The 25,748-nt window shown below is 60.8% G+C and carries 19 protein-coding genes and 1 pseudogene; 8 read left to right on the top strand and 12 right to left on the bottom strand.

Annotated features, from left to right (window positions below; all coding sequences use genetic code 11):
- Window positions 1-687: 687 nt before the first annotated feature.
- From PCPL58_RS32515 to PCPL58_RS02845, 3 genes and pseudogenes are all read right to left on the bottom strand, one after another.
- Window positions 688-1,548: a methyl-accepting chemotaxis protein gene (locus tag PCPL58_RS32515; protein WP_414860626.1), complete on the bottom strand. Its 861-nt coding sequence runs from the start codon at window positions 1,546-1,548 to the stop codon at window positions 688-690.
- A pseudogene (locus PCPL58_RS32520) lies at window positions 1,543-2,664 on the bottom strand (Cache 3/Cache 2 fusion domain-containing protein); the annotation flags it as partial. The pseudogene PCPL58_RS32520 and the gene PCPL58_RS32515, both read right to left, overlap by 6 nt.
- Before the next feature lie 185 nt (window positions 2,665-2,849).
- Complete coding sequence (locus PCPL58_RS02845; protein WP_065348768.1) at window positions 2,850-3,770, bottom strand: LysR substrate-binding domain-containing protein; 921 nt, start codon at window positions 3,768-3,770, stop codon at window positions 2,850-2,852.
- Between the two features lie 165 nt (window positions 3,771-3,935).
- Between PCPL58_RS02845 and PCPL58_RS02850 the strand changes: the two genes are divergently transcribed.
- Entirely contained in the window at window positions 3,936-5,318 is a 1,383-nt protein-coding gene (locus PCPL58_RS02850) for a NorM family multidrug efflux MATE transporter (RefSeq protein WP_065348769.1), read from the top strand.
- Window positions 5,319-5,330: 12 nt separating this feature from the next.
- On the opposite strand, the gene PCPL58_RS02855 is transcribed toward PCPL58_RS02850, so the two are convergent.
- Entirely contained in the window at window positions 5,331-6,995 is a 1,665-nt protein-coding gene (locus tag PCPL58_RS02855) for a putative bifunctional diguanylate cyclase/phosphodiesterase (protein WP_065348770.1), read from the bottom strand.
- A gap of 204 nt (window positions 6,996-7,199) precedes the next feature.
- On the opposite strand from PCPL58_RS02855, the gene rep reads away from it, so the two are divergent.
- Both rep and PCPL58_RS02865 read left to right on the top strand, forming a co-directional pair.
- Window positions 7,200-9,209 (top strand): DNA helicase Rep, encoded by a 2,010-nt coding sequence (rep, locus tag PCPL58_RS02860; protein ID WP_003401585.1) that lies wholly within the window; start codon window positions 7,200-7,202, stop codon window positions 9,207-9,209.
- Between the two features lie 51 nt (window positions 9,210-9,260).
- Window positions 9,261-9,830: a xanthine phosphoribosyltransferase gene (locus PCPL58_RS02865; RefSeq protein WP_044309668.1), complete on the top strand. Its 570-nt coding sequence runs from the start codon at window positions 9,261-9,263 to the stop codon at window positions 9,828-9,830.
- 427 nt (window positions 9,831-10,257) lie between these two features.
- Here PCPL58_RS02865 and PCPL58_RS02870 read toward each other — a convergent pair whose 3' ends face one another.
- The gene (locus tag PCPL58_RS02870; protein WP_003367682.1) at window positions 10,258-11,577 is read right to left on the bottom strand and encodes a sigma-54 interaction domain-containing protein; all 1,320 of its coding nucleotides are present in this window, start codon (window positions 11,575-11,577) and stop codon (window positions 10,258-10,260) included.
- A gap of 264 nt (window positions 11,578-11,841) precedes the next feature.
- On the opposite strand from PCPL58_RS02870, the gene PCPL58_RS02875 reads away from it, so the two are divergent.
- Genes PCPL58_RS02875 through PCPL58_RS02885 form a run of 3 tightly spaced genes read left to right on the top strand, consistent with a single transcriptional unit; the run spans window position 11,842 to window position 14,812 of the window.
- Window positions 11,842-12,726, top strand: coding sequence for an MBL fold metallo-hydrolase (locus PCPL58_RS02875; RefSeq protein ID WP_003435144.1), 885 nt, complete (start codon window positions 11,842-11,844; stop codon window positions 12,724-12,726).
- A 27-nt stretch (window positions 12,727-12,753) separates the two neighbouring features.
- The gene (locus tag PCPL58_RS02880) at window positions 12,754-14,007 is read left to right on the top strand and encodes an NAD(P)/FAD-dependent oxidoreductase (RefSeq protein ID WP_065348771.1); all 1,254 of its coding nucleotides are present in this window, start codon (window positions 12,754-12,756) and stop codon (window positions 14,005-14,007) included.
- Window positions 14,000-14,812 carry a sulfite exporter TauE/SafE family protein gene (locus tag PCPL58_RS02885; RefSeq protein WP_003435140.1) on the top strand — a complete coding sequence of 271 codons (813 nt, stop codon included), beginning with the start codon at window positions 14,000-14,002 and terminating at the stop codon, window positions 14,810-14,812. Before PCPL58_RS02880 ends, PCPL58_RS02885 begins: the two co-directional genes overlap by 8 nt.
- A 267-nt stretch (window positions 14,813-15,079) precedes the next feature.
- Here PCPL58_RS02885 and PCPL58_RS02890 read toward each other — a convergent pair whose 3' ends face one another.
- The 6 genes from PCPL58_RS02890 to dibA form a co-directional block, all read right to left on the bottom strand.
- Window positions 15,080-16,060 (bottom strand): sulfate/molybdate ABC transporter ATP-binding protein, encoded by a 981-nt coding sequence (locus PCPL58_RS02890; protein WP_002551393.1) that lies wholly within the window; start codon window positions 16,058-16,060, stop codon window positions 15,080-15,082.
- Window positions 16,061-16,062: 2 nt separating this feature from the next.
- Window positions 16,063-16,935: a sulfate ABC transporter permease subunit CysW gene (cysW, locus tag PCPL58_RS02895; protein WP_065348772.1), complete on the bottom strand. Its 873-nt coding sequence runs from the start codon at window positions 16,933-16,935 to the stop codon at window positions 16,063-16,065.
- A gap of 13 nt (window positions 16,936-16,948) precedes the next feature.
- Complete coding sequence (gene cysT / locus PCPL58_RS02900) at window positions 16,949-17,770, bottom strand: sulfate ABC transporter permease subunit CysT (RefSeq protein ID WP_003367677.1); 822 nt, start codon at window positions 17,768-17,770, stop codon at window positions 16,949-16,951.
- A gap of 95 nt (window positions 17,771-17,865) precedes the next feature.
- A complete protein-coding gene (locus PCPL58_RS02905; RefSeq protein ID WP_065348773.1) occupies window positions 17,866-18,876 on the bottom strand; it encodes a sulfate ABC transporter substrate-binding protein in 1,011 nt (336 codons plus the stop codon).
- 149 nt (window positions 18,877-19,025) lie between these two features.
- On the bottom strand, window positions 19,026-19,205 hold the full coding sequence (gene oscA / locus PCPL58_RS02910; protein WP_003367675.1) for a sulfur starvation response protein OscA: 180 nt from the start codon (window positions 19,203-19,205) through the stop codon (window positions 19,026-19,028).
- A 201-nt stretch (window positions 19,206-19,406) separates the two neighbouring features.
- Window positions 19,407-21,326 carry a phosphodiesterase DibA gene (gene dibA, locus PCPL58_RS02915; RefSeq protein WP_065348774.1) on the bottom strand — a complete coding sequence of 640 codons (1,920 nt, stop codon included), beginning with the start codon at window positions 21,324-21,326 and terminating at the stop codon, window positions 19,407-19,409.
- A 153-nt stretch (window positions 21,327-21,479) separates the two neighbouring features.
- Between dibA and desA the strand changes: the two genes are divergently transcribed.
- Both desA and PCPL58_RS02925 read left to right on the top strand, forming a co-directional pair.
- On the top strand, window positions 21,480-22,664 hold the full coding sequence (desA, locus tag PCPL58_RS02920; RefSeq protein WP_003367671.1) for a delta-9 fatty acid desaturase DesA: 1,185 nt from the start codon (window positions 21,480-21,482) through the stop codon (window positions 22,662-22,664).
- 129 nt (window positions 22,665-22,793) lie between these two features.
- A complete protein-coding gene (locus PCPL58_RS02925; RefSeq protein WP_032609721.1) occupies window positions 22,794-23,792 on the top strand; it encodes a GGDEF domain-containing protein in 999 nt (332 codons plus the stop codon).
- Between the two features lie 511 nt (window positions 23,793-24,303).
- On the opposite strand, the gene PCPL58_RS02930 is transcribed toward PCPL58_RS02925, so the two are convergent.
- The gene (locus tag PCPL58_RS02930; RefSeq protein ID WP_065348775.1) at window positions 24,304-25,686 is read right to left on the bottom strand and encodes an HDOD domain-containing protein; all 1,383 of its coding nucleotides are present in this window, start codon (window positions 25,684-25,686) and stop codon (window positions 24,304-24,306) included.
- Window positions 25,687-25,748: the final 62 nt, after the last annotated feature.

The following is a 25,748-nucleotide window of genomic DNA, read 5'->3' on the forward strand; positions in this document are numbered from 1 at the left end:
ACGCTCTACTAGGCTCTGTACGAAAAGTGGCTGCGCTCGGTGATGCTTCGTTAAAAACAGGCTCGCCTGACCTTCGCTCGCCGACTTTTCGTACAGAGCCTAAGCTTTTAGTCGGCCATGGGCCTTGGCGCCAGCATCGCACAGCGTGGATTTCATTGAAATAAAAGTGTCATAAATCAGTGTCTCATTCGTACCTCGCGTTCCTCATACTCTAGCGCGGGGATGCCCTCCGTGACACTCTGCGCTACGCCGCACACCCAGGAGAGGACGCAGAGCGTCCAGAACGGAATACCCACGCGGAGCATGGGCACGATGGTGTCCCTGAGAGCACCTGTCGTTCCTCATACTTTAGCGCGGGAATGCTCTTCGTGACGCTCTGCGTCATGGATTTACGTCACGCCGCCTATTCAGGATCGGACGCAGAGCGTCCAGAACGGCATACCCACGCGGAGCATGGGTACGATGGTGTTCTTGAGAGCACCTATCGTTCCTCACGCTCCAGCGTGGGAATGCTCTTCGTGACGCTCTGCGTCATGGATTTACGTCACGCCGCCTATTCAGGATCGGACGCAGAGCGTCCAGAACGGCATACCCACGCGGAGCATGGGTACGATGGTGTCCTTGAGAGCACCTATCGCTCTCCGACGCAGAGCATCGGCACGATGATCGTGCGCCCTTCAGCAGTCATCAACGGAACCGGTCAACCTCGTGACGCAGTTCTGTAGCCAGGCCATTCAGCTCCTGGGCAGTGATGGCGAGGTTGGACATGACCTGGCGCTGTTCGCTGTTGGCCATGGCGATGCTTTGCAGGTTGCTGCTGAGCATGGTCGCGGTGCTGCTTTGTTCCTGGGTGGCGGTGGTAATGGCGGCGAACTGGTGACCGGCCAAGCGGCTTTGCTCGTCGATCTGGGCCAGTGCGGAGGCCACTTTGGCGTTGAGCGACAGGCCTTCCTGCATCAGTGTGTTGCCCTGCTGCATGGTGCTGATGGCGTTGCCGGTTTCTTGCTGGATGCTGGCGATCATGCCGGAAATCTCATCGGTGGCTTCACGGGTGCGCGAGGCCAGGCTGCGGACTTCGTCAGCCACCACGGCAAAGCCGCGACCCTGCTCACCGGCGCGTGCGGCCTCGATGGCAGCGTTGAGCGCGAGCAGGTTGGTCTGGTCGGCAATCGAGGTAATCACCCCGACGATGCTGCCGATTTCCTGCGAGCGCTGACCCAGCGTGTCGATGACTTTCGCGGTGCTGCTCAGCGAAGTGGCGATCTGTTGCAGCGACGAAGATGCCTCTTCCATCGAAGTACGACCAATGCGTGTCTGCTGGGCATTTTCCTGTGCCAGTCGTTCGGTATTGCCCATGTTGTCGGCGATGTTCATCGACGTGGCGCTGAACTCTTCGACCGCACCGGCCATGCTGGTGATCTCGCCGGATTGCTGCTCCATGCCCTCGAACGCACCGCCCGACAGGCCGGACAATGCGTTGGCGCGGGTGCTGACTTCCTGCGCCGCAGTACGGATATGCGCGACCATCGATGACAACGCTTCGCTCATCTTGTTGAAGCTACCCGACAACTGCCCGATCTCGTCATTGCTGGTCACATTCAGGCGTACGCTGAGGTCGCCTGCACCCAGTGCGTCGGCCTGGCGTACCAGTTCGGACAGTGGACGCAGCTTGCTGCGCAACAGCCAGATGGCACTGATCACCGCGATCAGCATGGCCAGCAGACTGCCGATCGCCAGTTGCGTGCCAACGTGCCAGGTCACTTCACTGATTTCCTTGCGCGGCATGCTGGCGATGACGGTCCAGGGGCCGCCAGCGAACGGCTGGCCGACGCTGTAATAGTTGTCATCACCGTCATCCCAGAACTGCGCCTTGCCCGGTTTGCTGGCAAGGTCGGCAACGGACTTGGCGGCACCGTCCAGGGATTTGACGCCTGCCGGTGGCACCAGCCAGGTGCCCTTGTCGTCGAGCAGCGCCAGCGAGCCGGTAGAGCCGATACGGAAGCTCTTGAGGTTATCGAACTGGGTCTTCTGTGCATCGGTGTAATCGAACCCTACAAACAGCGCCGCAATGATCTTGCCGCTGCTGTCGCGAACCGGGCTGTACTGGGTCATGTAATAGCGATCGAACAACACCGCCTTGCCGACATAGCTCTGCCCGGCCATCAGACGCTCGTAGGCTGCGCCCTTGCGATCCAGTACCGTGCCGATGGCGCGCGTGCCATCCTGCTTGCTCAGGGAGGTGCTGATACGGATGAAGTCGTCGCCGCTGCGCACGAAAATGGTTGCCACACCTGCGGTCATCGAGCGGAATTCGTCGACTTCGGTAAAGTCGTTGTTCAGCACGGCATCACGCAGGAACAGGCCTGGCGTGGACGTGCCCGCCACCGTGACCGGCTTGTCGGGTTGCAGGCTCAGGCCATCGGCGAAGCGTTTTTCGAACAGTCCACTCAGGCGCTGAGTGCTGTCGCGCAGCGTGCTGTGGAAGGTGTTGAGCTGGTCAGCGAGGAGCCTGGCTTCACTCGACATGTGCTCTTCACGAATGACCAGGTTGGACGCGTCCAGAGACCTCAACGCGAACAGGGTACTACCACTGATAACCACCGCCAGGATCACGGCCAGAGCAATACCAAGTTGCGAAGCAATTCGGGTACGAGGCTTGGACATAGAGACTCCGTGCCGAATGATTGGAGTTGCCGGGTCCGTGGCTTATCATTCAGCTGATAGATTTAGTTGGTGTTTTACGCCGTTTGAACGAGCAATCGCTAAGCAATGCTTCGGCCATCAAGGTCGTTACTTGAGAGCGGAGCGAGACATTAACAAATGATGGCAGTTCAATACTAAACTAAATTTTAATAGAGTACTTCAACTAATGGCAACTTCATGGCGCCCACCTCCGCCTTGAGAAAATCGCTGAGGCGTCGCAACCGCTCTGCGCCGGGCCTTGTACGCGGCCAGACCAGATAATAGTTTTCGCCACTGAACACCGCCGTGCGCCACGGCAGACTCAGACGGGCCTGCGCCACGTCCTCGGCGACCATCAGCAGATCACCCATCGACACACCGTAGCCGCGTGCGGCGGCAATCATTCCCAGCTCGAGGGTGTCGAATACTTGCCCGCCTTTGAGCGACACCTTATCGGCCAGACCCATGCGGTTCAACCAGGTGCGCCAGTCACGACGGTCAGGAGTGGGGTGCAGCAACTCAGCCTTTGCCAGCCGCTCCACGTCCCATGGCGGGTCCTGCAACAACGTGGGGGCGCCGACCGGAATCAGCAACTCGGGAAACAATAATGTGGCGTCCCAGTCCGACGGGAAATGACCCTGGCTGAGCAGAATCGCGCAGTCAAAAGGCTCCTGGGTAAAGTCCACCGCATCGATTTCCATCCACGCGCTGGTCAGTTGCACTTCGTTGCCCACCTGCAGGTGACGGAAACGGCTGAGCCGCGCGAGCAGCCAGCGCATGGTCAGGGTCGACGGGGCTTTCATGCGCAGAATGCCCTCCTCGGTCTGCAAGGTGCTGCAGGCGCGTTCCAGTGCCAGGAACCCATCGCGCACACCGGGCAACAGCGCGCGTGCCGATTCGGTGAGCTGCAAGTTACGCCCGTTACGCTGAAACAAGCGGCAGGCAAAGTGCTCTTCCAGCGTACGAATATGACGGCTTACTGCACTTTGGGTGATCGAAAGTTCCTCGGCTGCGCGGGTAAACGAGGTATGCCGCGCAGCCGCTTCAAAAGCCCTTAGTGCATAAAGAGGGGGGAGACTGCGAGGCATGGGCGCTTCCTGCGGACGATGAACGGCTACTTTACTGCAAATGCTGAAAATTGCTTCAGATGAGTTTTAGTCATGCTGAGCATCGGATTTATCGTTTTGTGTTTAGTCGAGCAACTGCCCAGAATACGTCGCTCAATCGTCCCTTTGCCGTAGAGCACCGTCACCATGCAGCCGTCCGCCCTCAAAGAACTCTGGATCATCCTGCGCCTGGCGGGGCCGCTGATTGCGTCACAGATGGCGCACATGCTGATGGTCTTCACCGACACCGTGATGATGGGCAAGATCGGACCGGAGGCCTTGGCGGGCGGTGGTCTGGGCGCTGCCACGTACAGCTTTGTGTCGTTCTTTTGCGTCGGCGTGATGGCCGCAGTCGGTACGCTGGTCTCGATCCGTCACGGTGCTGGGGACGCTGAAGGCGCGACCCGTCTGACCCAGGCCGGTCTGTGGCTGGCCTGGGGCATGGCGCTGGTTGCCGCGCTGTTGCTGTGGAACCTCGAACCCATCCTGTTGCAGTTCGGTCAGGCCGAAGCCAACGTGGATATGGCGGCTCAATTTCTGATCACCCTGCCCTTCGCCCTGCCCGGCCTGCTCAGCTTCATGGCATTGCGCGGCTTCACCAGCGCACTGGGTCGAGCGGGGCCGGTGATGACCATCAGCCTGGCCGGTGCGGCAGCGAACTTCGTGCTCAATTACGCATTGATCCATCAATGGCTGGGGCTGCCCAACCTCGGGCTGATGGGGATCGGGCTGGTCACCGCGATCGTCACCAACTGCATGGCCCTGGCCCTGGCGCTGCATATCAGGTGGCATCCGGCTTACGCGGCGTACCCAATCAGAAAGGGGCTTTCGAAACTGTCGCGCAGTCACCTGGGCGAGCTGTGGCGGCTCGGTCTGCCGATTGGCGGCACCTATGCAGTGGAAGTCGGCCTGTTCACCTTTGCCGCGTTCTGCATGGGCGCGATGGGCAGCACGCAGATGGCGGCGCACCAGATCGCCCTGCAGACGGTGTCCATGGCGTTCATGGTACCGGTGGGGATGTCCTATGCGGTCACCATGCGTATCGGCCAGCATTATGGCGCGGGCAACCTGGTAATGGTGCGCATGGCCGGTCGTCTGGGCATCGGTTTTGGCGGCTGTGTGATGCTGATGTTCGGGCTGCTGTTCTGGCTGGCACCGCATCTGGTCATCGGTCTGTTTCTGGATATCAACGACCCGGCGTTTGCCGAGATCGTCGTACTGGCGGCAAAACTGCTGGCCATTGCCGCCCTGTTCGAGTTCTTCGACGGCACCCAGACCATTGCCATGGGCGCCATTCGTGGGCTCAAGGATGCACGCACCACCTTCCTGATCGGCCTGGGTTGCTACTGGCTGATCGCCGCGCCTGCCGCGTGGTTGCTCGGTTTCTCTACCGATGCCGGCGCTTCGGGCGTGTGGTGGGGGCTGGCGCTGGGCCTGTTCTGCTCGGCCGTGGCGCTGACCTACGCGTTCGAATGGAAGACGGCTCGGCTGTTGCGTCGGGACGCGGCCGGGGTCGCGGTGCCGGGCTGATCCGGCGCACCGTCACCCGGATCTGGATGTATCTGCGTGCACGGCTTGCGAGCGCAGATAGGTCACCAGTTCTTCCACCGGCAGCGGCCTGCTGATCAGATAGCCTTGCACCTGATTGCAGCCGAAACTGCGCAGCAACTCCAGTTGCCCGGCGGTTTCCACACCTTCGGCGACTACTTCCAGGTTCAGGTTGTGCGCCAGATTGATCATGGCGTTGACCAGCTTGCGGTTCTCTTCGCGTAACTCCATCTGCGCGACAAAGCCCATGTCGATCTTGAGCAGCGCGATGGGCAGGCTGTTGAGGTGCATGAACGACGAATAGCCGGTGCCGAAATCATCCAGCGAAAAGCGCACGCCCAGTTGCCGCAATGCGTCCATGGTCTGCCGGACTTGGTCGCTGCGCCGCATGACGGCGGTTTCGGTCAGTTCGAATTCCAGCCAGCGCGCGTCGACATCGTGTTCCGCGATGAGGCGATTCAAGGTCGGCAGCAGCTGGCTGTCCTGAAACTGCCGGAACGACAGATTGATCGCCATGTGCAGTGGGGCAAAGCCTTGTTCGCGCAGGGCCTGCATGTCACGCAGTGCGCGGAAGATGACCCAGTAGCCGAGCGGCACGATCAGGCCGCTTTGCTCGGCCAGTGGCACGAATTCGCTGGGCGGCAGCAGCCCGCGTTCCTGATGGCGCCAGCGCACCAGCGCTTCCAGGCCGACAATACGCCCGCTGTCCAGGCACAGGCGCGGCTGGTAATGAAGTTCCAGCTCATCGCGGCGCAAGGCGCGTCGCAGTTCACCTTCCAGATCGGCGAGGCTGCGGGCGTTGCGGTTGATGCGCTCGTCGAACAGGTGATAGGTACAGCCCTGCATGCTCTTGGCCTGACGCATGGCGATATGCGCATGCCACATCAGCGGGTCGGCTTCGGGCTGGGCTTGCGAATGCGCAATGCCCAGGCTGCAACCCAGCAGCAGGCTTTCGCCATCGACCCAATAGGGCTCGGCCAGCACGTCAGTGATACGTTCGGCCATTTGCAGGGCACGTTCGGGGGTTGCTCGGGTGTCAATCAACAGGGCGAATTCGTCGCCCCCCAGGCGGGCGATCTGATCACCGGCATCGAGCTGGTTTTTCAAGCGCGCCACGACTTGCAGGATCAGCCGGTCACCGGCCTGATGCCCCAGTGCATCGTTGGCGCGGCGAAAATTGTCCATGTCCAGATGCCCCAGCGCCACGCTGCCGCCTTCGCTCAAGCGCGCCGAGAGCAGCGCCTGAAATCCCTGGCGGTTGGCGATGCCGGTCAACGGGTCTTGGCCGACCAGGCGTCGCAGGCTGTCTTCCAGGCGACTGCGCTCGTGGACATAGCGCAGGCAGCGCCGAAGCGTGTCACCGGTCAAGGCATCGCGCACCAGCCAGTCACTGACGCCGGTCGGTCCGACCAATGGTTCGGTCTCGAGCAGCACCACGGTAGGCAACAGGCAGGCCCCGGTCCTGGGCTGCAGATCAGGGGTGGTCAGCAGCACGGTATTGCGCTCGTTAGCATATCGGGCGCTGAAAACGTTCCAGTTCGCGCCATGCAGAAGTATCACGTTGCTTCCCGGCGCAGTGAGGCAGCCGCTAAGCAGCGCCTGCCAGAAGGGCTCGTGCGCCAATAACAGCAATCGCAAGGGTTCGACAGGTGTAGGCAATCTAACTTCCTAAGTGCAAAGGAAAAACCGGTGGCCGCACTCTCGCAGGAGCGCGACAAATACACGTATCGCGCGTCGCGGCGCAAATGTAACAAAAACAGAAGAATTAGATAGCTGTCACTGTCCGACGACGATGAGCACTGCACAAAACCGTGGGCCTGTTAAAATGCCCGACCTTTTTTGCAGACGACTCTTCATATCGCCATGTCCCGACTCAATCCCCGGCAGCAGGAAGCCGTGAACTACGTCGGCGGCCCTCTTTTGGTGCTCGCCGGTGCCGGTTCCGGCAAGACCAGCGTGATCACCCGCAAGATCGCGCATCTGATCCAGAACTGCGGTATTCGTGCCCAGTACATTGTCGCCATGACCTTCACCAACAAGGCCGCGCGCGAGATGAAAGAGCGGGTCGGCACGCTGCTCAGAGGCGGCGAAGGACGTGGCCTGACGGTTTCGACCTTCCACAACCTGGGTCTGAACATCATCCGCAAGGAGCACACGCGGCTGGGCTACAAACCGGGCTTCTCGATCTTTGACGAGACCGACGTCAAGGCGCTGATGACCGACATCATGCAGAAAGAGTATTCCGGCGACGACGGCGTCGACGAAATCAAGAACATGATCGGCTCATGGAAAAACGACCTGATCCTGCCCGCCGAGGCGCTGGAAAACGCCCGCAACCCCAAGGAACAGACTGCCGCCATCGTCTACACCCACTATCAGCGCACGCTCAAGGCGTACAACGCGGTGGACTTCGACGATCTGATTCTGTTGCCGGTCAAGCTGTTCCAGGAACACGCCGACATCCTGGAAAAATGGCAGAACAAGGTGCGTTACCTGCTGGTGGACGAATATCAGGACACCAACGCCAGCCAGTACCTGCTGGTGAAGCTGCTGATCGGTACACGCCATCAGTTCACCGTGGTGGGCGACGACGACCAGTCGATCTACGCCTGGCGTGGTGCGCGGCCGGAAAACCTGATGCTGCTCAAGGACGACTACCCGTCGTTGAAAGTGGTCATGCTGGAGCAGAATTACCGTTCCACCAGCCGTATTCTGCGTTGCGCCAACGTGCTGATCTCCAACAACCCGCACGCCTTCGAAAAACAACTGTGGTCCGAGATGGGCCACGGCGACGAGATCCGCGTGATCCGCTGCCGTAACGAAGACGCCGAGGCCGAGCGGGTGGCCATGGAAATCCTCACCCTGCACCTGCGCACCGACCGCCCGTACAGCGATTTCGCCATCCTCTATCGCGGCAACTATCAGGCCAAGCTGATCGAGCTGAAATTGCAGCACCACCAGGTGCCGTATCGACTGTCGGGCGGCAACAGCTTCTTCGGCCGCCAGGAAGTGAAGGACTTGATGGCCTATTTCCGGCTGCTGGTGAATCCGGACGACGATAACGCCTTCCTGCGGGTGATCAACGTTCCGCGTCGCGAGATCGGCTCGACCACGCTGGAAAAGCTCGGTAACTATGCCACCGAGCGCAAAGTGTCGATGTACGCCGCCACCGACGAGATCGGCCTGGGCGAGCATCTGGACAGCCGATTCACCGACCGTTTGCAACGCTTCAAGCGCTGGATGGACGGGGTGCGCCAGCAGTGCGCGCAGAACGATCCCATCGCCGCGCTGCGCAGCATGGTCATGGACATCGACTACGAGAACTGGCTGCGGCAGAACAGCTCCAGCGAAAAGGCTGCCGATTACCGGATGAGCAACGTCTGGTTCCTGATCGAGGCGTTGAAAAACACGCTGGAAAAGGACGAAGAAGGTGGCATGACCATCGAGGAAGCCATCGGCAAGCTGGTCCTGCGCGACATGCTCGAACGTCAGCAGGAAGAGGAGGACGGTGCCGAAGGTGTGCAGATGATGACCTTGCACGCCTCCAAGGGGCTGGAATTCCCTTATGTGTTCATCATGGGCATGGAAGAAGAAATCCTGCCGCACCGCTCCAGCATCGAAGCTGACACCATCGAAGAAGAGCGCCGCCTGGCCTACGTGGGCATCACCCGCGCACGGCAGACCCTGGCCTTCACCTTCGCCGCCAAGCGCAAGCAGTACGGTGAAATCATCGACTGCGCGCCAAGCCGCTTTCTGGATGAGCTGCCCCCGGACGACCTGGCCTGGGAAGGCAATGACGACACCCCGACGGAAGTCAAAGCGGTTCGCGGCAACACTGCGCTTGCCGACATTCGCGCCATGCTGAAACGCTAGCCGACACAATATTGATCATTTATTGCGCAATGGCGCAGCCAAGGAATTGAAGTGGAAGCACTGCACAAGAAAATTCGCGAAGAAGGCATCGTATTGTCCGATCAGGTGCTGAAGGTCGATGCGTTTCTCAACCATCAGATCGACCCGGCCCTGATGAAGGAAATCGGCGACGAATTCGCCCGACTGTTCGCCGACGCTGGCGTGACCAAGATCGTGACCATCGAAGCTTCCGGTATCGCGCCGGCAGTCATGGCAGGCTTGAAAATGGGCGTGCCGGTGATCTTCGCCCGCAAGCATCAGTCTCTGACCCTGACCGAAAACCTGCTGTCGGCGACCGTGTACTCGTTCACCAAGCAGGTGGAAAGCACCGTGGCCATCTCGCCGCGCCATCTGAGCAGCGACGACAAGGTGCTGATCATCGATGACTTCCTGGCCAACGGCAAAGCCTCGCAGGCGCTGATCTCGATCATCAAACAGGCCGGCGCCACGGTAGCTGGGTTGGGTATCGTGATCGAGAAGTCCTTCCAGGGCGGCCGCGCCGAGCTGGACGCCCAGGGCTATCGCGTTGAATCCCTGGCGCGGGTCGAATCTCTGGCCGGCGGGGTTGTAACCTTCAAGTAAGCCCCTCGAGGGCGGACGCGGAGCGTCCAGAAAGGCATGCGACGCGGAGCGCCGCACGATAGTTGCGATGATCGTTCCTCACGCTCCCGCGTGGGAATGCAGGTCTCGACGCTCTGCGTCGCCAAGAGGACGCGGAGCGTCCGGAAAGGCATGCGACGCGGAGCGCCGCACGATAGTTGTGATGATCGTTCCTCACGCTCCCGCGTGGGAATGCAGGTCTCGACGCTCTGCGTCGCCAAGAGGACGCGGAGCGTCCGGAAAGGCATGCGACGCGGAGCGCCGCACGATAGTTGTGATGATCGTTCCTCACGCTCCAGCGTGGGAATGCAGGTCTCGACGCTCTGCGTCGTCAAGAGGACGCGGAGCGTCCGGAAAGGCATACGACGCGGAGCGCCGCACGATAGTTGCAGTTATCGTTCCTCACGCTTCAACGCGGAATGCCGAGGGCACGCAAACGTCGGTACAGGGTGCGTTCGCTCAGCCCCAGTTCTCTGGCCAGCTCACTGCGCGAGCCATTGAACACTCGCAGTGCATGGGCGAGTTTCTCCAGGCCGTCGTCCTGCTGGCGGTACGTCACACCACCCGCTTCGCCCTGGCCGCGCACCTCGGCGGGCAGGTCCTGCGCGCGAATGATGCCGTCGTCGGTAAATAAACGGGCACGTTCGAGTATGTTGCGCAGCTCGCGAATGTTGCCGGGGTAACTGTACAAACTCAGCAGCTTCATGGCCTCGGCGTCGACACGCGGCGCTGCGCCGGGCGCGATGCGTTGCAGCAGGCTGTCGATCAGCAGCGGCAGGTCATCACTGCGTTCACGCAGGGCCGGCAGGCGAATCGGAAAGGCGCTGATGCGGTAAAACAAATCCTGACGAAAGCTGCCGTCGGCGACCATCTCCCGGAGCGGTTTGTGCGTGGCCACCACCAGCCGAAAATCCGAGTGCACCGTGCGCAGGCTGCCCACCGGACGAAAACTGCCCGATTCGATCAGCCGCAACAGCTTGACCTGCATGGCCAGCGGCACCTCACCAATCTCATCAAGAAACAGCGTTCCGCCGTGAGCGGCTTCGGCCAGACCTGTCTTGCGCTGCAATGCGCCAGTGAACGCGCCCTTCTCATAGCCGAACAGCTCGCTCTCCAGCAGGGTTTCGGTAAGCCCCGTGCAGTCGACCACCACCAGCGGCCCGGCGGACCTGGCGCTGCTGGCGTGCAGTGCGCGCGCGAACAATTCCTTGCCGGTGCCCGACTCGCCCTGCAGTAACACCGGAATCTGCGCGGGCGCCGCACGTTGCAGAGCGCTCAGCACCTCCTTGAACGCCGCCGAGCGCCCCACCAGCCCATGTTGCTGCGGTTGGACGGATGCCACCGCCACCGAGCTCAGTCGCTCGACATAAGCGATCACCTCACCCTGATCATCGAGAATCGGCCGCAGCTCGACATCCACATGCTCGGGGCCGCGCGGTGTGTGATGAATGTGCAGCAGACGCTCCGGAAGCCGTGTTTCATGGGCCTTGCGCATCGGGCAATGCTCGCCGGCCTGATCGCACGGCACCGCAAACTGATGCGACACCCGATAACACTTCTCGCCCACATGCGGCGTGCCTTCGACGCCGAACTGGCGCTGGTAGGCGGTGTTGGCGGCAATGATGTTGTAGTCGGTGTCGAGCACGATGGTCGGTCGCAGATCATGCTCGAGGTATGACACCAGCGACTGCATGCGACTGCCGGGAAAATCGGTGGCGATGAGGTTCATGGGGGCTCCTGTTGGCTGGGCGCAGCTTAACCCATCCGTCTGCCAGCGTGTGCCATGGACTGCCAAACGACTGCCAGAATGTGGCAGTCCGCAGGTTTGTCAGTCGATCCAGGTGCTCTTAAAGAATTCCTAATGCCTTTATTTACTGGGCTGAACAGGCTTTGCAGTGATTGGCATGGTTATTGAGACATCATGGCAACGACTGCCAACCGTCCGGCCTGGCCAAACGGGCCTTGAGGCGATTTACAGCCATGGGAATTGCACATGATCATCGGTGAAAAACTCCATGTCGAAGCGCTCTTCGACACGCATACCTGGACCATCAGCTATCTGGTGATGGACCTGCACAGCAAGCAATGTGCGCTGATCGACAGCGTGCTCGATTACGACCCCAAGTCCGGCCGCACCAGGACCGAGTCTGCCGACCGGATGATCGAACGGGCGCAGGCGCTGGGCGCCTCGGTGCAGTGGATTTTCGAAACCCATGTGCACGCTGATCACCTCTCGGCAGCGCCGTATCTGAAACAGAGGCTGGGTGGGCAAATTGTCATTGGCAGCCACATCACCGCCGTGCAGGAAACCTTCGGCACGCTGTTCAACGCGCCGCCTGACTTTGCGCGCAATGGCAGCCAGTTCGATGTGCTGCTGGAAGACAACGCGTCGTTCGCCCTCGGCACGCTTGAGGTCAAGGCCATGCACACGCCCGGGCACACGCCGGCGTGCATGAGTTACCTGGTGCAAGTCGGTGACGCCACGGTCGCGTTTGTCGGCGATACGCTGTTCATGCCTGATTACGGCACCGCCCGGTGTGACTTCCCGGGGGCCGATGCGCGCACGCTGTATCGCTCGATCAAGAAACTGCTGGCGCTGCCGCCGGAGACCCTGCTGTTCATGTGCCACGACTACCTGCCCAATGGCCGTGAGCTGAAATACATGACCACGGTTGCCGAGCAGCGCGCCAGCAATATCCATGTGCACGACGGTGTGGATGAAGACGCGTTCGTCGGCATGCGCGAAGCCCGCGACGCGACGCTGGACATGCCGGTGCTGATGCTGCCTGCGGTGCAGGTCAACATGCGCTGCGGACACTTTCCCGAGCCGGAAGACAACGGCGTCGTCTACCTGAAGATCCCGCTCAATGCCCTTTGACCGCTGCCCGCCTTGGGAAACCCTGTGATGAATGCTTCGACAACAACCTGTCAGATCCTGATCGTCGGTGGCGGTGCTGCCGGTATCGCCACTGCCGCAAGCCTGCTCGCCCGCGACGCTACCCTGCAAATCACTTTGGTCGACCCCGCCGATACCCATTATTACCAGCCCGGCTGGACCATGGTCGGTGCGGGGATCTTCACCCCGCAGTCGACGGCGCGCAGCATGGCTTCGCTGATTCCAAAAGGCGTGCAGTGGATCAAGGCTGGAGTAGCGACCTTCGAGCCGCAGCACAATGCGCTGACGCTGGGCGACGGCCGCGTGCTCGGTTATCAGCAACTGGTGGTCTGCCCCGGCCTGAAGCTGGACTGGTCGGCCATCGACGGGCTGGTGGAAACGCTCGGGGCCAATGGCGTGACCTCCAACTATCGCTATGACCTGGCGCCCTACACCTGGAAGCTGGTGCAGAATCTGAAACAGGGCCGCGCGCTGTTCACTCAGCCGCCCATGCCGATCAAGTGCGCCGGTGCGCCACAGAAGGCGATGTACCTATCCTGCGATCACTGGTTGAAAAGCGGCCGTCTCGCGCAGATCGATACGCAGTTCTACAACGCCGGTGGCGTGCTGTTCGGTGTCGCCGACTATGTGCCAGCGCTGATGAAGTACGTCGAGAGCTACGCCATCGACCTCAGGTTCAGCCATCGGCTGGTCGCCGTCGACGGACCTGGCAAGCGTGCTACGTTCATCCGCACGCAGGCCGATGGCAGCAGCGAGACCGTCGAGCAAAGCTTCGAAATGTTGCACGTAGTGCCGCCGCAGATTGCCCCCGACTTCATCCGCAGCAGCCCGCTGGCCGATGCCGCAGGCTGGGTGGACGTGGACCCTGCCACGCTGAAGCACCGCCAGTTCGCCAATGTGCATGGCTTGGGCGATGTCACCAATACCAGCAATGCCAAGACCGCTGCAGCGGCACGCAAGCAGGCGCCGGTGGTGGCCAACAACGTGCTGGTCGCGCTGGGTCGTCGGGGTGAATCCGCTGTGTATGACGGTTATGGCTCGTGCCCGTTGACGGTCGAGAAAGGCCGCATTGTGCTGGCCGAATTCACCTATGGCGGCAAGGTCGCGCCGAGCTTTCCGCGCTGGCTGCTGGAGGGTCGCCAGCCGACCCGACTGGCCTGGTGGCTGAAAGCGCGAGTGCTGCCCGCGCTATACTGGCATGGCATGCTCAAGGGCCGTGAATGGCTGGCCAAACCGAAAAAGGCTGACACCCGGCATGGATGAGCATCAGTTACTGGGCGTTGGTCTGGGAACCATCATCGGCATGGTACTGGCGCTGACCGGAGCAGGGGGCGGCATTCTCGCCGTGCCGCTGCTGGTCTTCGGTCTCGGTCTGTCGATTGTCGAAGCGGCACCTGTCGGTCTGCTGGCCGTAGGGCTGGCGGCGGGGATCGGTGCGGTGTTGGGGCTGCGCCAGGGCATCGTGCGCTACCGCGCGGCCGGGTACATCGCGTCCATTGGCGTACTGATGGCGCCTCTGGGCCTGTGGCTCGCTCATCGACTGCCCAATACGCCGCTGGCCTTGGTCTTTTCGGTTGTGCTGCTGTACGCCTGTGGACGCATGTTCATCAGGGCCAGCCGCGAATTGCGCCACGGAAAGCCGGCGCCGCGCGCAGAGATCCTGCCCTGCGTGCTCAACCCGTTGCAGGGCCGCCTGCGCTGGACCATGCCCTGCCTGCGCGCACTGACGCTGACCGGCGTGGGCTCCGGGTTGCTGTCTGGTTTGTTGGGGGTTGGCGGCGGGTTCGTGATCATTCCGGCGTTGACCCGCTACAGCGACCTGGATATGAAGAGTGTAGTGGCGACGTCACTGGCGGTGATCGCCCTGGTCTCGACGGGCAGCGTTATCACCGCGTCACTGAGCGGGGTGATGCACTGGGCGGTTGGTGCGCCGTTTGCGCTGGGTGCAGTCGTCGGCCTGATCATCGGCAGACAAGTCGCCCGCTACCTCGCCGGCCCACGCCTGCAACAACTGTTCGCCGTATGCGGCATCGTCGCGGCGTTCATGCTGGCGTTGTCCGTGCGATAACAGCCCGAGGACGCAGAGCGTCCAGAAGGGCATTCCCACGCGGAGCATGGGAACGATAAAAATCGTGAAGCGACTATCGTGCCAACGCGGAGCGCGGGAATGATGGAAGTCGTGAGGTGACTATCGTGCCAATGCTCCGCGTTGGCATGCAGTTCGTGACGCTCTGCGTCATATGCCCGTGCTGACACCGCGCACTCAAGATCGGACGCAGAGCGTCCAGAAAGGCATTCCCACGCGGAGCATGGGAACGATAGCTGGAGGGCGGGCTTAAAGCTTCTGCCAGACCTTCGGTTTGAAGAACAGCGTCTCGCCCTTGGCCAGGCCCACCAGGCTGTCGTGGTCTTTCACCACTTCGGCTTCGATCAGTTCGCTCTGCCCTTCCACTTTAAGGGTGACCCGCGTCGTCGCGCCCAGTGGGCGGATGTCGCGGACTTCGGCGGCGTGGTGGTCTTCGATTTCCTGGCGGGACAGCGACACCTCATGCGGACGGAACAGCAGGTGACCCTCCTCGCCCAGGCTCAGGCGATTGGAGTCGCCGAGGAAGTGGTAGACGAAGTCGTTGGACGGGTTCTCGTAGACCTCGCCCGGCGAGCCGATCTGCTCGATCACACCCTTGTTCATCACCACGATGCGATCGGCCACTTCCATGGCTTCTTCCTGATCGTGAGTCACGAACACCGAGGTCAGGTTAATGTCCTCGTGCAGGCGCGCCAGCCAGCGACGCAGCTCCTTGCGGACCTTGGCGTCCAGCGCGCCGAAAGGCTCGTCCAGCAACAGTACCTTGGGCTCGACCGCAAGGGCGCGGGCCAGGGCAATGCGCTGGCGCTGTCCACCCGACAGCTGCTCCGGATAACGGTCGGCCAGCCAGTCCAGCTGCACCATGTTCAGCAGCTCATGGACCTTCTCGGCGATCCGTGTCTCGTTCGGGCGCTCGCGTTTGGGCTTCATGCGCAGGCCGAACGCGACGTTATCGAACACCGTCATGTGGCGGAACAGCGCGTAATGCTGGAACACGAACCCGACGTTGCGATCACGCACGTCGTGACCGGACACATCTTCGCCATGAAACACAATGCTGCCGTCATCCGGGGTTTCCAGACCGGCAATGATGCGCAGCAGGGTGGTCTTGCCGCAGCCTGACGGGCCGAGCAACGCCACCAGCTCGCCACTCTGGATGTCCAGACTGATGTTGTTCAGGGCCTTGAAGGCGTTGAAGTTCTTGCTGACGTTACGGACTTCGATCGACATGATTATTCCTCCGCCGCGTTATGGCGCAGACGGTTAATGCGGGATTCGCTCCACTGCTTGAGCAGCAGGATGAACAGCGCCAGGATCAGCAACAGGCTCGCCACGGCAAAGGCGGCAACGTGGTTGTACTCGTTGTAGAGGATTTCGACGTGCAGCGGCAGGGTGTTGGTGACGCCGCGAATGTGCCCGGAAACCACCGACACCGCGCCAAACTCACCCATCGCCCGTGCCGTACACAGCACCACGCCGTAGATCAGGCCCCATTTGATGTTCGGCACCGTGACGTGCCAGAACATCTGCCAGCCATTGGCGCCCAGCAGCCGTGCGGCCTCTTCTTCCTGAGTGCCCTGCTCCTGCATCAGCGGGATCAGCTCACGCGCAACGAACGGCACGGTGACAAAGATGGTCGCCAGCACGATACCCGGCAGGGCGAAGACGATCTGGATGTCGTGATCCTGCAACCACGGCCCGAACAGCCCCTGCGCACCGAACATCAGCACGTAAACCAGACCGGCGATGACCGGCGACACCGAGAACGGCAGGTCGATCAGCGTGACCAGAATGCTCTTGCCACGGAACGAGTATTTGCTCACGCACCATGCGGCGCTGACGCCGAATACCAGATTGAGCGGCACCGAGATCAGTACCGCAATAACCGTCAGCTTCAGCGCCGACAGCGCGTCCGGCTCGATGATCGCGGTAAAGAACGCGCCCAGACCGTTTTTCAGGCCCTGGGACACCACGATGAACAGTGGCAGCCCCAGAAACATGACGAACACCAGCCAGCACAGGCCGATCAGAATGCGTCGCGACACCGCGCTGCCACGACGGGCGGCGTTAGCAGAGGCGGCGGCTGAGACAGATGAATAAGACATGTTCTGCGCCTCCTCAGGATGGGGTTTCAATGCGCCGCTGCAGCAGGTTGATCAGCAGCAGCAGAATGAAGGACACCACCAGCATCATCACGCCGATAGCGGTTGCGCCGGTGTAGTCGTACTGGTCGAGCTTGACCATGATCAGCAGCGGCAGGATCTCGGTTTTCATCGGCATGTTGCCGGCAATGAAAATCACCGAACCGTACTCGCCCACGCCACGGGCAAACGCCAGGGCGAAGCCGGTCAGCCAGGCAGGCAGCAACGCCGGTACGAGGATATGGCGAAACACCTGTAACGGACGCGCGCCCAGGCAGGCAGCGGCCTCTTCGACTTCCTTGGGGATATCGGCCAGCACAGGCTGCACGGTGCGCACCACGAACGGCAGGGTGACGAAGGTCAGCGCCAGGGTGATACCCAGCGGGGTGTAGGCGATCTTGAAACCCAGATCAGCCGCGAACTGGCCGACCCAGCCATTGGGCGCGTACAGCGCTGTCAGGGCGATACCGGCCACTGCGGTGGGCAGGGCGAATGGCAGATCGATCATCGCATCGATGACCTTGCGCCCGGGGAAGGTGTAGCGCACCAGCACCCAGGCCAGCAGTGTGCCGATCACACCGTTGATGAGGGCTGCGTAAAAGGCGGTGCCGAAGCTCAGCTTGAGTGCCGCGATCACGCGTGGTGCCGTGATGATGGTCCAGAACTGATCCCAGGTGAGCTGCGCGGCATGTACGAACATGGCGGCGAGCGGTATTAGCACAATCAGACTGAGGTACACCAAGGTGTAGCCCAGCGTCAGCCCGAAGCCGGGTATGACGGGGGAGATACGACGCGACATAAAAGTCCCTGGTTTCACTTGCAAGAAGCCCGGAGGTTAATCCGGGCTGTTTGGCCAAGCCTGCGATACCGCTCGGGCGGCATCCTCATTTCGGCTTATTGCGCCTGATAAATCTGGTCGAAAACGCCGCCGTCATTGAAGAACTTCGGCTGCGCAGTTTTCCAGCCACCAAAGTCTTTGTCGATAGTCACCAGATCGAGTTTCGGGAATTGCTTCTCGTACTTGGCGGCCACTTCGGCATCACGTGGACGATAGAAGTTTTTCGCAGCAATTTCCTGACCTTCCTTGCTGTACAGGTGCTTGAGGTATTCAGTCGCGATTTCGGTGTTGCCCTTCTTCTCGGCGTTCTTGTCGACCACGGCGACAGGAGGTTCGGCAAGGATCGACAGCGAAGGTACGACGATGTCGAACTTGTCCTTGCCGCCGTCTTCTTTCAACGCCAGGAACGCTTCGTTTTCCCACGCCAGCAGCACGTCACCCTGACCATTGTTGACGAAGGTGATGGTCGAACCGCGTGCGCCGGTATCCAGGATCGGCACGTGCTTGAACAGCGTCTGCACGTATTCCTTGGCCTTGGCTTCGTCACCGCCGCCCGCCTTCAGGCCGTAGGCCCAGGCGGCCAGGAAGTTCCAGCGCGCACCGCCGGAGGTTTTCGGGTTCGGTGTGATCACCGAGACGCCTTCCTTGGTCAGGTCGCCCCAGTCCTTGATGCCTTTCGGGTTGCCCTTGCGCACCAGAAACACGATGGTCGAGGTGTACGGCGTGCTCGCGTCCGGCAGACGGGTCTGCCAGTTTTCGGGCAGCGTCTTGCCGAGCCTGGCGATTTCGTCGATATCACCGGCCAGTGCCAGGGTCACTACGTCAGCGCGCAGGCCATCAATCACGCCACGCGCCTGCTTGCCCGAGCCGCCGTGGGATTGCTTGATCTCGACCTTGTCGTCCGGATGGGATTTTTTCCAGAAATTGACGAATTCTGCGTTGTAATCCTGGTACAGCTCTCGGGTCGGATCGTAGGACACGTTGAGCAGTTCGTAATCCTTGGCGACAGCCGAGCCTGCGAAAACAGCACTGGCGAGAGCCGCCAGCGCAAAACGGCGAATGGACATAGATTGAAGCTCCTGGAAATGCTGTGTGTTGGCTTTTTTGATTTCTTGGCGCGTCAGAACGGCATTCGCACGGGCGCGTTGCTGTTTTTCAGGGGGGTATCAGGAGTCAGGATGAAACCCTCCGGTTGACCAGTCGGGTGATTGCCGCTTCAGTTCTGCTTGGCGGGGTTCTGCAAACGAAACTTTTCCTTGCGCTCGATCTGCACCACCTGTGCGTTGTGCACGGTGATTTCGACGGCACCAAAACGCAGGTCACGCAACGCACTCTGAATTTCACGCAGAATGGCTGCTTCGTCCTGACCGTCAACACTACGTAGAGATGCGCTCATTGTCTTAATCCTTGAGAAGTGAGAGGCCTGCCGTCGCGACTGGGGGCGATGGCATATGGCGGTGAGGCAATAATAGTGAGGTGCGGATATTCTTAAAAAGACTATTTAAGAATGCAGATATAACCAAAAAGACTTTATAAGGGTGGGAGCCACTCAGGGTGCATTGCACACCCTGACCCGCGTTATCAGTGAGGGCCTGAACTAGTTGAACGCGGGCGCGTGCGTCCAGTCAATCGACTGTGCCGCCATGGGCCGGGCAAACCAGTAGCCCTGGCCCAACTCGCAACCGTTGCTTAACAGGAATGAAGCCTGACTGGCGTGTTCGATCCCCTCCGCCAGTACACGCATGCCCAGGCTCGAAGCCAGCGCGATGACCGTCCGTACAATCGCGATGTCATCCACGTCGCCCGGCAGCCCGGCCACGAAACCCTGGTCGATCTTGAGCTTCTGCACCGGCATGCTCTTGAGCCGCAGCAGCGATGAGTAGCCTGTGCCGAAGTCATCGATGGCCAGACTCAGGCCCAGTTCACGCAGGCGATGCAATTGCTTGATGGCCTGTTCAGGGTCCTCCATGACGGCACTTTCAGTGACTTCCAGCTCAAGAAATGCCGGATCGAGGCCGGTCTCGTTCAAGACCTCAGCCACTCGCCGATCGACATCACCACGACTGAACAGGCGGCTGGACACGTTGACCGCGACGGACGCAATCGAGACGCCTTCTGCCAGCCATGCCTGCATTTGCCGACAGGCAGTGTTCAATACCCAGGCATCGATATCGGCGATGAGCCCGTTCTGTTCGGCGATAGGGATGAAATCGCCGGGCGAAACCATGCCACGAGTCGGGTGCTGCCAGCGCACCAGCGCTTCGACCGCGCAAATACGTCCGGTTACCAGGTCGTAAACCGGTTGGTAGAACACCCGCAATTGGTCCTGCTCGATGGCCTGGCGCAGCTCGCTGGCCAGTTGCACCCGCTGCTGGGCGTGGGCGGTCAGCTCTTCGGTGTACAGCGCAAACCCTTCGCGGCCATCGGTCTTGGCCTTGAACAGCGCCGAGTCGGCATTGCGCAACAATTGCTCGGCCGTCAGCGCGTCACCGGGAAACAGGCTGATACCGATACTGGCCGTGACGAACAACTGATGCCCGCCAATCGGGTACGGCGCTTTGAAGGCATTGATCACCTGCTGCGCGAGCGCTGCGGCATGCAACATGTGCGTACAGTTTTTGACCAGCAGCGCGAATTCGTCACCGCCCAGCCGCGAGACCGTCATACCGCTGTCGGCCAGCGCATTGAGACGTTCGGCTGCCGCCTTGAGCACTTCGTCGCCGATGTTATGGCCAAGGCTGTCGTTGATGTTTCTGAAGTTGTCCAGGTCGACCACCAGCAGCGCACAGCCGCGCTTGCTGGAGCGCGCCGAGGTCAGCGCCTGGCTGATACGGTCGGTCAGCAGCAGACGATTAGGCAACTCGGTCAGCGCATCGTAATGGGCCAGTTGCGCCAGCTCCTGCTCGGAGCGCTTGATGGCGGTAATATCGGAAAACACCGCCACAAAATGCCTGGCCTGCCCGTCTTCACCCTTGATGCAGCGGATGGTTTGCCATTGCGGATAGATCTCGCCGCTTTTGCGCCGGTTCCAGATCTCTCCGCTCCACTGCCCGGCACTCTGCAGTGAGTGATACATCTGCCGATAAAACTCGGGGCCATGACGACCGGACTTGAACTTGCTGGGGTTGAAACCCAGCACCTCGTCGGCCTGATAGCCAGTGATGTCCACAAACGCACGATTTACATGGACAATACGCCCTTCGGCATCACTGACCAGCACGCCCTCACGCGTACTGTCGAACACTACCGCCGCCAGCAGCAGCCGGTCATAGTCCTGTTGTTGGCGCTCGAACAGCGCTTCGCCGCCGACGATGGCCTTCAATTTGTCACGTGCAATGAAGATCATCACGGTGCTGAGCAACGCCCAGCCGTAACCGATCATCTGTTGTCCGACGGACAGTCGAGCCGGATCCTTGACGAAAAAAGACAGCAGGGCGCTGCCTGTCGCGAACCACAGAATCGACAGCAGCCCATACAGAACGGCGGTTCGCAGCGCGTTACGGGAATAATCGGACATAAAAAACCGAGCCTTACGAAAGGTCTGGATTATAAAGCAAGAAACATCCTGCGACGCTTATCTGCAAGGGTGACTGGTTTTCTGAGCCATGTCAGTGATAATGCCGTTGCGACTTTTTTCTTCACAGGTATTTCTACGAGGGCCAAACAGCCTATGTGGTACAACGGTTTGCTCGACCTTTCCGTCTGGCAGTTAATAGCGGTCACGCTGGTCATGACCCATATAACGATCATTGGCGTTACGGTCTATCTGCACCGCTATTCAGCCCACCGCTCCCTGGAGCTCAATGCGGGTCTGAAACACTTCTTCCGCTTCTGGCTGTGGCTGACCACTGCCCAGAACACCCGCGAGTGGACAGCCATCCACCGCAAACACCACGCAAAATGCGAAACCGTCGACGACCCGCACAGCCCGGTCGTCAAGGGTCTGTCTACGGTACTGCGCAAGGGCGCAGAGCTGTACCGCGAGGAAGCGCAGAACCAGGACACCCTGCGGATCTACGGCAAGAACTGCCCGGAAGACTGGATCGAGCGCAATCTGTACTCGCGCTACAAGCTGCTGGGCATCGCTTTGATGGCGGTCATCGACGTGGCGCTGTTCGGCGCGCTCGGTATCACGGTCTGGGCCGTGCAGATGATGTGGATTCCCTTCTGGGCTGCCGGTGTGGTCAACGGGCTGGGTCATGCGGTCGGCTATCGCAACTTCGAGTGCCGCGATGCAGCCACCAATCTGGTGCCGTGGGGCATCGTGATCGGCGGCGAAGAACTGCACAACAATCACCACACCTACCCCAACTCGGCCAAGCTGTCGGTCAAGCCCTGGGAGTTCGACATGGGCTGGGCATGGATCAAAGTGTTCAGCTTCCTGGGTCTGGCCAAGGTCCAGCGGGTCGCGCCTATCGCCCATCGGGTCGAAGGCAAGGGCCATATGGACATGGACACCGCGATGGCGATCCTCAACAACCGTTTCCAGATCATGGCGCAGTACCGCAAGCTGGTCATCGCGCCGCTGGTTACTCAGGAACTCGGCAAGGCCGACGAGTCGGTGCGTCATCAGTTCCGTCGTGCCAAACGCCTGCTGTCGCGTGAGACCAGCCTGCTCGATGACAGGCATCACCTGCGCATCCAGACCATGCTGGAACACAGCCATGCGCTGAAAGTGATCTATGAAAAACGCCTCGCGTTGCAACAGATCTGGGTCAAGACCAGCAGCAACGGTCACGACATGCTGTCGGCCATGAAAGAGTGGATTCACGAGGCCGAAGCCAGCGGTATTCAGTCCCTGCGCGAGTTCGCCGACCAGCTGAAAACCTACTCGCTACGCCCCGCACACGCCTGAACCGTTGATCGGCGCGCCATCCCCTGGCGCGCCGGTCCCGGAACTTATCCCCTCCCCATCTATCTCATCAACTTTCCCGCCAATCGGGATAGGGCGCCTTACTGGCCGTAAACGTTTGAGATGGTTCTTATGGAAAAGCAGCCTTTCACTTCCCTACCCGGCTCACCGATCACTGATATGCCCGCAGCCGCAGAAACCCTGTTAGCCCTGATGCACGCTCAGGCAGAAGTCGCACGTCTGAGCGAGCGCGAACAATTGTTCAGCTCGTTGCTGGTGAGCGTGAACGCTGTTTTGTGGGCGTTCGACTGGGAAACCCAGCACATGATCTATGTCAGCCCGGCCTACGAGCGCATCTTCGGTCGTTCGGCGGGCCTGCTGCTGGCTGACTACAGTGAGTGGCGCGACAGCATCTACCCCGATGACCTGAACTACGCCGAGCGCAGCCTGAACGAGGTCATCGAGAAAGGCTCGATCGAGGACCGCGAGTACCGGATCATTCGTGCGGATGGCGAAGTACGCTGGCTCAGCGATAAATGCTTCGTCAGTCATCGCGCCGACGCCAGCCAGCGTCTGATCGTGGTGGGCATCGCCGAAGACATCACCGAGAAGAAGCACCTCGAGGATGAGCTGCAACGCCTGGCGACCACCGATGTGCTGACCCAGAGCAGCAACCGCCGGCACTTTTTCGAATGCGCCCAGCGCGAGTTCGAACTGGCTCGCCTCAACGGTACGCCGCTGGCGTTTTTGCTGCTGGACATCGATGACTTCAAGCTGGTGAACGACACCTACGGCCATCAGGAAGGCGATACCGTGCTGCAACGCATCGCCGAAAGCGGTCGTTCGGCATTGAGGCGTGGTGACCTGTTCGGGCGTATCGGTGGTGAAGAGTTCGCCGCAGTATTCCCCGGCTGCGCGCCGGACATGGCCATGCAGATCGCCGAGCGCCTGCAACGCGAGATCCAGCGTCAGAATTTCCAGTCCGGCGGCACCACCTTCAGTATCACCGCCAGCCAGGGCCTGACTAACCTGGGCGCGGACGACCCAAGCCTCGAAACCCTCTACGGCCGCGCCGACGCCGCGATGTATCAGGCCAAGCGCCAAGGCAAGAACCAGATCGTACTGGTCTGAAATGCCTTCTCGAATGTAGAAAGCACGACTGTCCCCTTCGCGAGCAAGGCGGATCGCCGCCCCGGTCGCTCCCACGGAAGCACGAGGTATCTTGTGGGAGCGAGCTTGCTCGCGAAGACGGTCTGCCTGATCAGCAAATCTTCGGTGGTTGTACCGGCCCCTTCGCGAGCAAGTGCGCACACAGCATCAAGCCCTGTGGGAGTCTGCGGTGCCCTGTAGGAGCGGACTTGTCCGCGAAGAGGGCGGTACATTCACTGCATTGGCTGCGTTTGGAATATAGCCTTCGCGAACAAGCTCGCTCCTACAGGAGTACGCGGTACCTTGTGGGAGCGAGCTTGCTCGCGAAGAGTCGGGTGCAGTCGATGGCTTTTCTGCGTCAGGAATACCGCCTTCGCGAACAAGTTCGCTCCTACGGGAGTACGCGGTATCTTGTGGGAGCGCGCACGGCATGACGCCCTGAGGGAGCGGCTGGGCGGCGATTCGCCTTGCTCGCGAAGGCGTCGGTCGGGTTTTACTTCTCGGGCGAACTCTGAACAGCGGCTGCCGGATCCTCGATTGCAGCAGGCTCTTCAGCAGGTGCCTCAGGTGCCACGTCGAGCAACCCATCTTCGACCGCCTCGGCAGCCACCTCAGTTTCGGTCGTCAGCGGCCTCAGCAAACTCGGATCCGTCACCCCCGTCAGCTTCTTGCGCAGGCGCTGCAAGTCACCGACGCTGAGCTTCAACAGTTTGGCCGACTTGGTCTTGATCAGCGTGGTGACACTTTCTTCCTCGCCCAGGCGCGCCATCTGCCCCGCCAGGTTCATTGCCAGCACTTCGCGCGTGTAGATGCCGGTGTTGTACTGATACACCGCAGCGATCAGCTCACGCAGTTCCAGCGGCAAACGCCAGCGCGTGCGCAGAGCAGAACCGAAGGCCGCGGAGTACTGCTCCAGAGACTGCCCGATCACCTGCTCATCCAGTTGGCCGCCAGCCAGCAGCCACTCCTGCAGGCAACCCAATACCGCCAGGTCACCCAGCGACTGCAACAGCCCGGCGCTGAAGCAGCGCTCCGCATCCAGCTCCAGCATGCCGCCCAGAATGCGTGCGTAATCTGCCGTGCGCTGCGAAAGAGTCCAAAGCTCATGGGCCTTGGCCAGCAACGCATCATTGGTCAGCACCGCCATACGCTTTTTGGCCAGGCCTGACGCGATATTGGCACCCTGCACCGGCCCGAGAATGGCCAGCGCCCCGCCCATGGTCTGGATCGGCTTGCCCAGATGCTGCGCCGCCGTATTGGCAGCTGCGATCAGTACTGCCGTGATGTGCGGATCGTTGCGCAGCTCCTGCTCCAGCAAGGCGGCGTCGATGCCGCTGGCGGTCTGGCTGAGCGTCACCGCCGTGGCGACATCGACGAACAGCGGCGCGCCATCGGCTATATCACGGCGTTTGTCGAGAAACTTGGTCAGGGTCAGGCCCGGCGTCAGCGCGGGCACCGCACCCGCAGCCGGGGCGCTGCGTTCCAGCAACAGGCCTTCAAGACGCTGGCGCAGCCCTTCGGTGTTCAGTGGTTTGGTCAGGTAGGCAGTCGGCGCCAGCGGCACGACCTCACGCACGCTGGCGCTGTCATTGCGATTGCTGATCAGAATGAACGGGATGGCGGGCTGACGACGCAGATTGCGCACGCCCCGCAGTAGGCTCAGGCCATCGATGCCCGGCAGCTCGCGGGCGGCGATGATCAGGTCCGGCAGGTGTTTTTTCATCCACTCGACGGCCTGTTTGCCATCGGTGCACATCTCCAGCTCGATATCCGCACGCACGTCCAACACCAGGTCGCTAAGCGTCTCGCGAACCCATGGATCAGACTCGGCTATCAGTACGCGAGGAACGGCGGGCAAAACTACAGCGGTCATCATGACTCTCCGATGTCAATGCGATCACCTTAGCCAATGCAAACGTCCGGATATACCCAAAACAG

Source organism: Pseudomonas cerasi (assembly GCF_900074915.1).
In the GTDB taxonomy this organism is placed as follows: domain Bacteria; phylum Pseudomonadota; class Gammaproteobacteria; order Pseudomonadales; family Pseudomonadaceae; genus Aquipseudomonas; species Aquipseudomonas cerasi.

Bases quoted from the DNA above. Each gene is read 5' to 3' on its own strand.
- PCPL58_RS32515 (WP_414860626.1), bottom strand. From the start codon at position 1,548: ATGAGCGAAGCGTTGTCATCGATGGTCGCGCATATCCGTACTGCGGCG.
- PCPL58_RS02845 (WP_065348768.1), bottom strand. From the start codon at position 3,770: ATGCCTCGCAGTCTCCCCCCTCTTTATGCACTAAGGGCTTTTGAAGCG.
- PCPL58_RS02850 (WP_065348769.1), top strand. From the start codon at position 3,936: ATGCAGCCGTCCGCCCTCAAAGAACTCTGGATCATCCTGCGCCTGGCG.
- rep (WP_003401585.1), top strand. From the start codon at position 7,200: ATGTCCCGACTCAATCCCCGGCAGCAGGAAGCCGTGAACTACGTCGGC.
- PCPL58_RS02870 (WP_003367682.1), bottom strand. From the start codon at position 11,577: ATGAACCTCATCGCCACCGATTTTCCCGGCAGTCGCATGCAGTCGCTG.
- PCPL58_RS02875 (WP_003435144.1), top strand. From the start codon at position 11,842: ATGATCATCGGTGAAAAACTCCATGTCGAAGCGCTCTTCGACACGCAT.
- PCPL58_RS02880 (WP_065348771.1), top strand. From the start codon at position 12,754: ATGAATGCTTCGACAACAACCTGTCAGATCCTGATCGTCGGTGGCGGT.
- PCPL58_RS02885 (WP_003435140.1), top strand. From the start codon at position 14,000: ATGGATGAGCATCAGTTACTGGGCGTTGGTCTGGGAACCATCATCGGC.
- PCPL58_RS02890 (WP_002551393.1), bottom strand. From the start codon at position 16,060: ATGTCGATCGAAGTCCGTAACGTCAGCAAGAACTTCAACGCCTTCAAG.
- cysW (WP_065348772.1), bottom strand. From the start codon at position 16,935: ATGTCTTATTCATCTGTCTCAGCCGCCGCCTCTGCTAACGCCGCCCGT.
- cysT (WP_003367677.1), bottom strand. From the start codon at position 17,770: ATGTCGCGTCGTATCTCCCCCGTCATACCCGGCTTCGGGCTGACGCTG.
- PCPL58_RS02905 (WP_065348773.1), bottom strand. From the start codon at position 18,876: ATGTCCATTCGCCGTTTTGCGCTGGCGGCTCTCGCCAGTGCTGTTTTC.
- oscA (WP_003367675.1), bottom strand. From the start codon at position 19,205: ATGAGCGCATCTCTACGTAGTGTTGACGGTCAGGACGAAGCAGCCATT.
- dibA (WP_065348774.1), bottom strand. From the start codon at position 21,326: ATGTCCGATTATTCCCGTAACGCGCTGCGAACCGCCGTTCTGTATGGG.
- desA (WP_003367671.1), top strand. From the start codon at position 21,480: ATGTGGTACAACGGTTTGCTCGACCTTTCCGTCTGGCAGTTAATAGCG.
- PCPL58_RS02925 (WP_032609721.1), top strand. From the start codon at position 22,794: ATGGAAAAGCAGCCTTTCACTTCCCTACCCGGCTCACCGATCACTGAT.
- PCPL58_RS02930 (WP_065348775.1), bottom strand. From the start codon at position 25,686: ATGATGACCGCTGTAGTTTTGCCCGCCGTTCCTCGCGTACTGATAGCC.